10 protein-coding genes are annotated in these 10,107 nt (G+C 72.8%); 5 read left to right on the top strand and 5 right to left on the bottom strand.

Going from position 1 to position 10,107, the window contains the following annotated elements; genetic code table 11:
• Positions 1-225 precede the first annotated feature (225 nt).
• Positions 226-1,335, top strand: a complete 1,110-nt coding sequence (locus OZN99_RS17725; RefSeq protein ID WP_270936594.1) for a calcium-binding protein — start codon at positions 226-228, stop codon at positions 1,333-1,335.
• Between the two features lie 27 nt (positions 1,336-1,362).
• On the opposite strand, the gene OZN99_RS17730 is transcribed toward OZN99_RS17725, so the two are convergent.
• The 5 genes from OZN99_RS17730 to tpiA form a co-directional block, all read right to left on the bottom strand.
• Positions 1,363-1,671 (bottom strand): hypothetical protein, encoded by a 309-nt coding sequence (locus OZN99_RS17730; protein WP_270936595.1) that lies wholly within the window; start codon positions 1,669-1,671, stop codon positions 1,363-1,365.
• 62 nt (positions 1,672-1,733) lie between these two features.
• A complete protein-coding gene (locus OZN99_RS17735) occupies positions 1,734-1,901 on the bottom strand; it encodes a hypothetical protein (RefSeq protein ID WP_270936596.1) in 168 nt (55 codons plus the stop codon).
• A gap of 19 nt (positions 1,902-1,920) precedes the next feature.
• Positions 1,921-3,558 (bottom strand): CTP synthase, encoded by a 1,638-nt coding sequence (locus tag OZN99_RS17740; protein ID WP_270936597.1) that lies wholly within the window; start codon positions 3,556-3,558, stop codon positions 1,921-1,923.
• Positions 3,559-3,649: 91 nt separating this feature from the next.
• Positions 3,650-3,967 (bottom strand): preprotein translocase subunit SecG, encoded by a 318-nt coding sequence (gene secG / locus OZN99_RS17745; RefSeq protein WP_270936598.1) that lies wholly within the window; start codon positions 3,965-3,967, stop codon positions 3,650-3,652.
• A 60-nt stretch (positions 3,968-4,027) separates the two neighbouring features.
• Positions 4,028-4,789 carry a triose-phosphate isomerase gene (tpiA, locus tag OZN99_RS17750; protein ID WP_270936603.1) on the bottom strand — a complete coding sequence of 254 codons (762 nt, stop codon included), beginning with the start codon at positions 4,787-4,789 and terminating at the stop codon, positions 4,028-4,030.
• A gap of 95 nt (positions 4,790-4,884) precedes the next feature.
• Between tpiA and OZN99_RS17755 the strand changes: the two genes are divergently transcribed.
• The 4 genes from OZN99_RS17755 to OZN99_RS17770 form a co-directional block, all read left to right on the top strand.
• Positions 4,885-6,786 carry a peptidylprolyl isomerase gene (locus OZN99_RS17755; RefSeq protein ID WP_270936599.1) on the top strand — a complete coding sequence of 634 codons (1,902 nt, stop codon included), beginning with the start codon at positions 4,885-4,887 and terminating at the stop codon, positions 6,784-6,786.
• A gap of 103 nt (positions 6,787-6,889) precedes the next feature.
• Positions 6,890-8,389, top strand: a complete 1,500-nt coding sequence (gene trpE / locus OZN99_RS17760) for an anthranilate synthase component I (RefSeq protein ID WP_270936600.1) — start codon at positions 6,890-6,892, stop codon at positions 8,387-8,389.
• A 7-nt stretch (positions 8,390-8,396) separates the two neighbouring features.
• Positions 8,397-9,113 carry a GntR family transcriptional regulator gene (locus tag OZN99_RS17765; protein WP_270936601.1) on the top strand — a complete coding sequence of 239 codons (717 nt, stop codon included), beginning with the start codon at positions 8,397-8,399 and terminating at the stop codon, positions 9,111-9,113.
• A gap of 156 nt (positions 9,114-9,269) precedes the next feature.
• Positions 9,270-10,107 (top strand): amidase family protein (locus OZN99_RS17770; RefSeq protein WP_270936602.1); only part of this gene is annotated, 838 nt, incomplete at its 3' end.

The following is a 10,107-nucleotide window of genomic DNA, read 5'->3' on the forward strand; positions in this document are numbered from 1 at the left end:
CGGGCGCGCACCCCGGGCCGGGCCGGGCGCCGCCCCCTGGGACGCGCGGCGCCGACCCGCTGCCCATGATGCCCGGGACGGACCACGCGCGAAGCCCGGCCGACACCCGCGATACCGTGTTGCACCGATCACGCAATCGGCGCGCAGCCGACCCGCAGTCGGGAAGCAATCGATACGGAGCATCCCTTCCGCCGCGCCAACACACGGCGCTTGCAGGAGGACACCATGATCACATCGCTTCGCATCCACGACCTGACTTCGGCGCGCGGCCCGGTCCAGCTTCCGGCTGTCCAGCGCAACGCCTCGTCCGACTTGCTGCTCGACGGCCCCATGAGCGGCGGGCTGCTCGGCAACTTCGTGGGGGGCGCCCTGAACGACAACTGGATGGGGACGGCGGCCGCGGAGACCGCGTTCGGCAACGGCGGCAACGACACGCTGCGCGGCGAGGCCGGCAACGACATGCTGCTGGGCGGCGACGGCAACGACCTGCTGCTCGGCGGCGACGGCGCCGACACGGTGGAGGGCGGCAACGGCAACGACACCGTCCATGGCGGCAATGGCCTCAATCGCCTGCATGGCGACGCCGGCGACGACGTCATCTACGGGGGCGAAGACCGGGACGTCGTGCATGGCGGCACGGGCAACGACCTGGTCTCGACCGGCGCCGGCAATGACGAAGCCTATGGCGACGCGGGAAACGACACGATGTCCGGCTCGGGCGGCAACGACATGCTCTCGGGCGGCGACGGCAACGACGATCTGCGCGGCGGCAGCGGCAATGATGGCCTGTATGGCGGCACCGGCCATGACCTCATCCAGGGCGACTACGGCAACGACGTGATCGCCGCGGGCAGCGGCAACGACACCGTCTATGCCGGCAGCGACGACGACCTGGTGTACGGCGATGCCGGGAACGACGTGCTGAAGGGCAGCTACGGCAACGACACCATCGTCGGCGGCAGCGGCTTCGACGCGATGGATGGCGGCTCCGGCCTCGACCGCTTCGTGTTCAACGACGTCTCCGACAGCCCGGGCAGCGGCGCATGGGACGTCATCACCGGCTTCGTGCGCGGAAGCGACAAGATCGACCTCTCCGCGATCGATGCCGACACGACGGATGGCGGCTGGCTCAACCACGGCTTCACCTTCATCGGCTCCGCCGAGTTCACCGGAGACCCGGCGCACAGCTGGACACTGTCGCCGGGGGAGTTGCGCACCGAGCAGTTCGGCGGGTTCACCTATGTGATGGGCGACGTGAACGGCGACGGCACGGCGGACATCGCCATCGCGCTGGAAGGGACCTACGCGCTGTCGGCCAGCGACTTCCTGCTGTAGCCGCTCGGGCCGCGGCCGGCGGGCGGCTCAGCCCGTCGGCCGCCGCGTTCCCCACACCGCGGCCGTTCCGCGCAGCCTCGGCCGCCCGCTCTCGTCGCAGGGCTCCACCCGGCTGCGGGGCACGGACAGCGCCCGGATCATCCCGGCATCCTTCGCCCGGCTGTAGCCGGCCAGCTTGATGTCCACGGAACCGTCGGCATTCACCTTGGTGACCCGCCCCCAGTCGCCCGCGAAGGCGGTGACCAGCGGCCCGTCCTCGTCCCGCGTGAGGCGCACCAGGTCGCCCTGCTCGTAGAAGCAGATCTCCGCGCCGCCTTGCCCGACCATGATTCGCATGCCGAACAATCAGCACGGTTCGGGTTTGCCGGTGGTTAATCGACCACGGGCCGGCTTCGGCGTCAGCTCTTCCCGCCGAGCCCCCCGCCGGCCAGCAGTGTCGCGCCCAGGCCGACTGTCAGCGCCAGCGTGACCCCGATGGAGCCGAAGAAGATGCCGGCGATCACCGTGAGCACGATCGTCGCCACCATGCCGTAGGCGAAGCGCCTGAAGCGGGCCTTCTCGTCCATCGCGGACCTCCGGGCAGGATCAGACCAGGCGCGCCTGGCGGACCGCGGCGCCGATGAAGCCGCGGAACAGCGGGTGCGGGTCGAAGGGCTTCGACTTCAGCTCCGGGTGGAACTGCACGCCGATGAACCAGGGATGCTCCGGCCGCTCCACGATCTCCGGCAGCGACCCGTCGGGCGACATGCCGGAGAAGCGCAGGCCGACCTGCTCAAGCCGGTCCTTGTAGTTCACGTTGACCTCGTAGCGGTGGCGGTGGCGTTCCCGGATCTCCGCCTCGCCGCCATAGACCTCGCGCACCAGCGAATCCGCGGCCAGGTGCGCGGGATAAGCGCCGAGCCGCATGGTCCCGCCCAGGTCGCCACCGGCGGCGCGCCGCTCCACCTCGTTGCCGCGGGCCCATTCGGTCAGCAACCCGACCACCGGCTCCGCGCAGGGGCCGAACTCGGTGGAGGACGCGCCCTTCAGCCCCGCCTGGTTCCGCGCCGCCTCGATCACCGCCATCTGCATGCCGAAGCAGATGCCGAAGAAGGGCACCTTGCGCTCGCGGGCGAAGCGCACCGCCTCGATCTTGCCCTCGGTACCGCGCTCGCCGAAGCCGCCGGGCACGAGAATGCCGTTCACGCCTTCCAGGCGCTTCACGGCTTCCTCGTCGCCGGCCTCGAAGATCTGGCTGTCCACCCAGTCCAGCCGCACCTTCACGTTGTGCGCGATGCCGCCATGGGTCAGCGCCTCGGCCAGCGACTTGTAGCTGTCGAGCAGGTTCGTGTACTTGCCGACCACCGCGATGGTCACCTCGCCTTCCGGCGCGCGGACCGCCTGCACGATGCGCTGCCAGCGCTTCATGTCGGGCTCGCCGTAGAAGGAGAGGTTGAAGTGCCGCAGCACTTCGCGGTCCAGCCCCTCGTCGTGGTAGCTGATCGGCACGGCGTAGATGCTGTCGGCGTCGTAGGCCGGGATCACGCTTTCCGGCCGCACGTTGCAGAACAGCGCGATCTTGCGCCGCTCGTTCTCCGGGATCGGCCGGTCGCAGCGGCACAGCAGGATCTGCGGCTGGATCCCCACCCCCAGCAGTTCCTTGACGCTGTGCTGGGTCGGCTTGGTCTTCAGCTCCCCGGCGGAGGGGATGTAGGGCACCAGCGTCAGGTGGATGAACAGGCTGCGCGTCGGCCCGAGCTCGTTCGCCAGCTGGCGGATGGCTTCCAGGAAGGGCAGCGACTCGATGTCGCCGACCGTGCCGCCGACCTCGACGATGACGAAGTCGTAGCCGTCCGTCTCGGCCTGGATGACTTCCTTGATCTTGTCGGTGATGTGCGGGATCACCTGCACGGTCCCGCCGAGGTAGTCGCCGCGGCGCTCCTTCGCGATCACCTCGGAATAGATGCGCCCGGTCGTCCAGTTGTCCGCCTTCGTGGCGTGGACTCCGGTGAAGCGCTCGTAATGGCCGAGGTCGAGATCGGTCTCCGCCCCGTCATCGGTCACGAAGACCTCGCCGTGCTGATACGGCGACATCGTCCCCGGATCGACGTTGAGATAGGGGTCGAGCTTGCGCAGGCGGACCTTGTAGCCGCGCGCCTGCAGCAGCGCCCCGAGGGAGGCGGCGGCGATACCCTTGCCAAGCGAGGAAACCACGCCGCCGGTGATGAAGACGAACCGCGTCATGGGCGCCCCTCTTAGCGTGGCCGCAGAGTCGGGGATACCCGTCTGTTGCAGGAAGCCGATGCGGCCGGCGCGGGTCGGCCGCGCTTGAAACTCAGTTCGTCGGCACCGATGGCAGCGGCGGCACCGTCGGCAGGGCCGGCGTGGTCGCCGCCGGTGCGTCCAGGATGGAGCCGCGCGGCGCCTGGCCCTTGCCCAGCATCGCCAGGACCAGCGCCAGGACCATGAAGGCCGTGCCCAGGATGGCCGTGGTGCGCGTCAGCAGGTTGGCGGTGCCCCGCCCCGTCATGAAGGCGCCCATCCCCTGGGAGGAGCCGATGCCGAGCCCGCCGCCTTCGCTGCGCTGGACCAGGATGACCCCGATCATGGCGAGGGTGACGAGCAGGAAGAGGACGAGGAGGACGGTGGTCATGGCGGGCCTATCTACCGAGTCCGGACCGGGAAGGCCAGCGGCGGCCGACCCGCCGGGCGGTCAGCCCGCCGCGCGGGCGATCGCCAGGAAATCGGCGGCGACCAGGCTCGCGCCCCCGACCAGCCCGCCATCCACGTTCGGCAGGGCCAGGATGGCCCGGGCGTTGCCCGGCTTCATCGACCCGCCATAGAGGATCCGCATCCCCTGCCCCGCCGCACCGAAGCGCGCCGCCAGCCGGGCCCGGATCGTGCCGTGGATGGCGGCTATGTCGGCCTCGGTGGGCGTGCGGCCGGTGCCGATCGCCCAGACGGGCTCGTAGGCTATGATGCCGGCTCCGCCGGCGGGGGCCACGACCCCCGCAAAGCCGTCCGGCAGGGAGCCGGCGAGCTGGGCCTCCACCACCGCCTCCGCCCGGCCGGCCAGCCGTTCCGCCTCGGTCTCGCCGACGCAGACGATGGGGGTCAGGCCGGCCGCGGCGGCCGCCTCGGCCTTGGCGCGCACGGTCGCATCGGTCTCGCCATGGTCGGCGCGGCGCTCGGAATGGCCCAGGATCACATGGGTGGCCCCGGCGTCGCGCAGCATGGGCGCGGCGACGTCGCCGGTATGCGCGCCCTTGGCCGCGGCGTGGCAATCCTGCGCGCCGACCGCCACCGGGGAACCGGCCAGCAGCGCGGCGACGCCCGCCACATGCAGGAAGGTCGGGCAGACCAGCAGGTCGGCCGGCAGCCCCCCGACGGCCCCGTCTCGCACCGCGCCGGCCAGCGCCGCGGCTTCCGCCACCGTGCCATGCATCTTCCAGTTGCCGGCGATCAGCGGCCTCACGCCCGGGGTCATCGCAGCCTCCCTCCCAACCCGGTCGGGGTTAGCCGGCACGCCGCGCACTGGCAACGGGGCCGGCTCTGCGCTACGCCGGGCGCATGATCACCTGGTTCCGCAACCTGGCGCAGTCCTGGGTCGCCAAGGTCCTGTTCGTCCTCCTGATCCTGTCCTTCGCGATCTGGGGCATCGAGGACATCGTGCGCAACTTCTGGCGCGAGACCGCGGTTGTGCGCATGCAGGGCGCCCAGGTCGAGGTGCCGGAAGCCCAGGCCGCCGCGCGGCGCGAGCTGCAGCGCCTGCAGCGCCAGCTCGGCCCCGCCTTCGAGCCCAGCCAGGCGATCCGCGAGGCGATCGCCGGCCAGGCGGTGGAAGGGCTGATCGGCGAGCACGCACAGCGGATCGAGGCCGGGCGGATGGGCCTGTCGGTGCCGGATGCGCAGGTGCGCGAATATGTCCGCGCCATCCCCTCCTTCCAGATGGCGGGCGAGTTCAACCGCCTGATCCTGGAGCAGTTCCTCCGCCAGAACGACATGACGGAGGCGATGTTCCTGCGGCTGGTGCGCGACGACCTGCAGCGCATGCAGCTGGTGGGCGCCGTGCGCGCCGGCGCGCCAGCGCCCGAGACCCTGGCCCGCGCCCTGTTCAACTGGGAACGCGAGCGCCGCATCGCCCAGGTGGCGGAGCTCCCGCTGCTCGAGGCGCCGGAGCCCGAGCCGCCCACCCAGGCACAGCTCGAGCGCTTCCACGCCAACAACCCCGATCGCTTCTCCACGCCGGAGCTGCGGGAGGCAACGCTCGCCGTGCTCTCGGCCGAGACCCTGGCCGACCAGGTCGAGGTCTCCGACGACGAGGTACGTGCCGCCTTCGAGGCAAGGCGCGGCCAGTTCGAAACGGCCGAGCGGCGCGAGCTGGAACAGGCGCTGCTGCCCTCCGAGGAGGCGGCGCGGCAGATCGCGGCGGCCTGGGCCGGCAATCCGGACCTTGCCGCGGTGGCGCAGGCGGCGCAGGCGGCAGGCGGCAACGCGGTGCCGCTCGGCACCGTCGCACGGGGCGACCTGCCCGTGCCGGAACTGGCCGAGGCCGGATTCGCCGCGCCGCAGGGCGGCGTGACGCAGCCCGTGCGCTCGCCCTTCGGATGGCATGTGCTGCGCGTCGTCGCCGTGACGCCCGGCACCACCGCACGCCTCGAGGAGGTGCAGGACCGCCTGCGCCAGGAGATCGCCCTGGAACGCGCGGCCGACATGGCCTTCGATCGCGCCAACCGGGTGGAGGACGCGATCGCCGGCGGCGCTACGCTGGAGGAGGCGGCGCGCCGCTACGGCATGGCGCTGGCCACGGTCCGCCTGGATGCCCGCGGCGACGACGCCGACGGCGCGCCGGTGCCGCTGCCTGTGCCGGCGGATGGCCGGGCGGAGACGCTGCGCGCCATCTTCACCGCCGAGCCCGGCCGCGCGCCGCGCCTGCAGGAACTGCGCCAGGCCGACGCCTTCATCGCCGTGGAGCTGCGGGGCGTCCAGCCGCCGGCCCTGCGTCCCTTCGACACCGTGGAGGAGGATGTCCGCCTGGCCTTCCTGACCGATGCGCGTCGCCGCTACCAGGAGGAGCGCGCAGCCGCGCTGATGGGCGCGATGCGTGGCGGGCAGAGCCTGGCCGAAGCCGCCCAGGCGGCCGGCATCCCGTCCGAGCGCATGGGTCCCTTCGGCCGCCGCCCCGAGCCCGGCACGCCGGGCCTGACCGTACCGCCGGAGCTGCTGCCCGTGCTGTTCGGCACGCGCGTCGGGGAGCCGGTGATGGTGCCGACCCGCGCCGGCTTCGCCGTGGCGCAACTGCTGGAGGTTGTGCGGCCCGACGCGACGGCCGAGGCGGAGGCGCTGGCCAATGCCCGTCGCGTCGCCCAGGTGCAGATGGCCGAGGACCTGGAGGCGCAGTTCGCCGCCGCGCTGCGCGCCCGTGCAGCGCCCCGCATCAGCCCGGCGCTGATGCAGCAGGTCGTGCCGTGAGGCACGCGGACGCGATGCGTGCCGTGAGGCACGCGGAAGCGATCCACGCCGTGAGGCGCGCGGACGCGATGCACGCCGTGAGGCACGCGGGGGAGGTCCTCCCGTGACCCCGACCTTCGCGCAGTTCGCGGAGGGCCTCGTTGCCGGCCACGGCCAGGTGCTGTTCCGGGAGCGCGTCGCGGACCTCGACACGCCGGTCGGCGCCTTCCTTCGGCTGGTCCAGGGCCGGCCCAACGCCTTCCTGCTGGAAAGCGTGGAAGGCGGCGCCGCGCGCGGGCGCTTCTCCGCCATCGGGCTGGAGCCGGACCTGCTGTGGCGCTGCCGCGGCGGCGCGGCGGAGATCAACCGCCACGCCCTGGCCGCCCCGCACGCCTTCGTCCCGGAGCAGGCCGCGCCCATCGAGAGCCTGCGCGCGCTGGTCGCGGAATGCCGGATGCCGATGCCGGCCGGGCTGCCCTCCATCGCGGCGGGGCTGTTCGGCTTCCTCGGCTACGACATGGTCCGCCAGATCGAGCGGCTGCCGACCAAGAATGCCGACGTCCTCGGCATTCCCGAGGCGGTGATGTTCCGCCCCACCCTGGTCGCGGTGTTCGACCATGTGCGCGACACGCTGACCCTCGTGACGCCGGTCTGGCCCGCCCCCGGGCTGGATGCGCAAGCCGCCTGGGACCTGGCGCAGTCCCGCCTGGACGAGGCGGAGGCGGCGCTCGACCGGCCGCTGCCGCGCCCGGCGCCACCGGCGGCGCTGCCCGCCCTGCCCCCGCCCGCCTCCAACTTCACCAAGGAGGGGTTCTGCGCGGCGGTGATGAAGGCGAAGGAGTACATCGCGGCCGGCGACGTCTTCCAGGTGGTGCCCTCGCAGCGCTTCTCCGTGCCCTTCGCGTTGCCGCCCTTCGCGCTGTATCGCGCGCTGCGCCGCCTGAACCCCGCGCCCTACCTGTTCTTCCTGGACCTTGGCGGCCTCGCCCTGGTCGGTGCCTCGCCGGAGATCCTGGTCAGCGTGAAGCATGGCGAGGTGAAGCTGCGCCCGCTGGCCGGCACGCGCCCGCGCGGCGCGACGCCGGAGGAGGATGCGCGGCTGGAGCGCGAATTGCTCGCCGATCCCAAGGAGCTCGCCGAGCACCTGATGCTGCTCGACCTCGGCCGCAACGACGTGGGCCGGGTGGCGGAGATCGGCAGCGTCCGCGTCACCCAGCGCTTCCAGGTGGAGCGCTATTCCCAGGTGATGCACATCATGAGCGAGGTGGTTGGCCGCCTGCGCCCGGGGCTGGAGCCGCTGGACGCGCTGATGGCCGGCTTCCCCGCCGGCACGCTCTCCGGCGCGCCGAAGGTGCGCGCGATGGAGATCATCGAGGAGCTGGAGCCCTCGCGCCGCGGCACCTATGCGGGCGGCGTCGGCTACTTCGGTGCGGACGGCAACATGGACACCTGCATCGCGCTGCGCACCGCGCTGGTGAAGGACGGCACGATGCATGTGCAGGCCGGCGCCGGCGTGGTGGCCGACAGCGACCCGGAGGCGGAATACGCCGAGACGCAGCAGAAGGCGCGCGCCCTGTTCCGCGCCGCCGAGGAAGCCGTCCGCTTCGCCGCCGGGCGGCGCTGACGGCGAGATGGCGGCCAGCGCGCAGCAGCCCGCGCGCCGGCGCGCCCCCCCTGTCCCGACGCGCGCCGAGGCGCTCGCCCAGCGCCTGGCCGACGAGATCGTCTCCGGAAGGCTGACGCCGGGCACCCCGCTGGAGGAGGTACCGCTCGCCGCCGCGCATGGCGTCTCTCGCACGCCGGTCCGGGAAGCGCTGCGCCGGCTGGAATCGAGCGGCCTGGTGGAGACCCGGCCGCGCCGCGGTGCCGTCGTCGCCCGCCCCCAGCCGCAGCGCCTGCGCGAGATGTTCGCGGTGATGGCGGAGCTGGAGGCGCTGGCCGCGGCCGCCTGCGCACGCGCCATGAAGCCCGGCGACCGGCGGGAGCTGGAGGCGCTGCACCGCCGGATGGCAGCGATGGTGCGCGAGCCCGACATCGCCGGCTATCGCGCCGCGAACGTCGCCTTCCACCAGGCGCTCTATGCGGGGGCGCGCAACGGCTACCTGGCGGAACTGGCGGCGGACACGCGCCGCCGTCTGGCACCCTTCCGCGCCGCCCAGCTGGAGGCGCCGGACCGTCTGCGCCGCTCGCATGAGGAGCATGGCGGCATCCTCACCGCGATCCAGCGCGGCGAGGCGGAGGAGGCGGCGCGACTGGTGCGCGAGCACCTGGCGCTGACGGAAGCGGCCTGGGGGCGGATGATGAGCCTCGCCCTGGGCAGCGACGAGCCCGTTCCGCCTATTCGATAGGCATTTCCGCCTGGAAAACGCGCGCGTGCATACACGACACCGCTGCGCGCCGTAGCCCGGCGGACGGACTTCGCCGGGAAATCCAATCTGTTCAGTCGCTTGACCGCTCCACCTCGATGGCGCGGCGGACGGCACGCGCCTTGCTGGACGTGACGCATGCCCCTCGCCCCCGACCTGTCGCTCGACCGCGCCAGCCTGCACGCCGCCTATGCGGCCGGCCGGCTGCGGCCGGAGCAGGTCGTGGCCCTGGTCCACCAGCGGCTCGCGGCGCTGAACGATCCGGGCATCTTCCTGCATCTGGTGCCGCAGGAACGGGCAGAAGCCGCAGCGGCGGCCCTGCCCGCCTTCGACCCCGTCCGCTATCCGCTCTGGGGCCTGCCCGTCGCGGTCAAGGACAACATCGACGTCGAGGGACTGCCCACCACCGCGGCCTGCCCTGGCTTTGCCTACGTGGCGCAAGCGACGGCGCCGGCGGTGGCGGGGCTGCTGGACGCCGGGGCGGTGCTGGTCGGCAAGACTAACCTCGACCAGTTCGCCACCGGCCTCGTCGGCGTGCGCACACCCTACCCGGTGCCGCGCAACGCCTTCGATCCGGCGCGCGTGCCGGGCGGGTCCAGCAGCGGCTCCGCCGTCGCGGTCGCGCAGGGGCTGGCGACGCTGGCGCTCGGCACGGACACCGCAGGCTCCGGCCGCGTGCCGGCGGCGCTGAACAACCTGGTCGGGCTCAAGCCGTCGCTCGGCGTCGTCTCGACCCGCGGCGTGGTGCCGGCCTGCCGCACGCTGGATTGCGTCTCGGTCTTCGCCCTCTCAGTCGAGGATGCCTGGGCGGGCTTCGCCGCCATCGCCGGCGAGGACCGCGACGACCCCTTCTCCCGCCCGATCGAGTGGCAACAGCCGACCCTGGTCGCGCCGCTGCGCCGCATCGGCGTGCCCCGCCGGCCGGAGCTGGACGACGAGGCCGGCCGCGCCGCCTGGGCCGCGGCGCGCGCACGCC

It is taken from the genome of Falsiroseomonas oryzae, from assembly GCF_027856955.1.
In the GTDB taxonomy this organism is placed as follows: Bacteria; Pseudomonadota; Alphaproteobacteria; order Acetobacterales; family Acetobacteraceae; genus Falsiroseomonas; species Falsiroseomonas oryzae.

What these genes read in the sequence shown, in the direction of transcription:
- OZN99_RS17755 (WP_270936599.1), top strand. Translation starts at nt 4,885, where the DNA reads ATGATCACCTGGTTCCGCAACCTGGCGCAGTCCTGGGTCGCCAAGGTC.
- OZN99_RS17730 (WP_270936595.1), bottom strand. Translation starts at nt 1,671, where the DNA reads ATGCGAATCATGGTCGGGCAAGGCGGCGCGGAGATCTGCTTCTACGAG.
- OZN99_RS17725 (WP_270936594.1), top strand. Translation starts at nt 226, where the DNA reads ATGATCACATCGCTTCGCATCCACGACCTGACTTCGGCGCGCGGCCCG.
- secG (WP_270936598.1), bottom strand. Translation starts at nt 3,967, where the DNA reads ATGACCACCGTCCTCCTCGTCCTCTTCCTGCTCGTCACCCTCGCCATG.
- OZN99_RS17765 (WP_270936601.1), top strand. Translation starts at nt 8,397, where the DNA reads ATGGCGGCCAGCGCGCAGCAGCCCGCGCGCCGGCGCGCCCCCCCTGTC.
- OZN99_RS17740 (WP_270936597.1), bottom strand. Translation starts at nt 3,558, where the DNA reads ATGACGCGGTTCGTCTTCATCACCGGCGGCGTGGTTTCCTCGCTTGGC.
- OZN99_RS17735 (WP_270936596.1), bottom strand. Translation starts at nt 1,901, where the DNA reads ATGGACGAGAAGGCCCGCTTCAGGCGCTTCGCCTACGGCATGGTGGCG.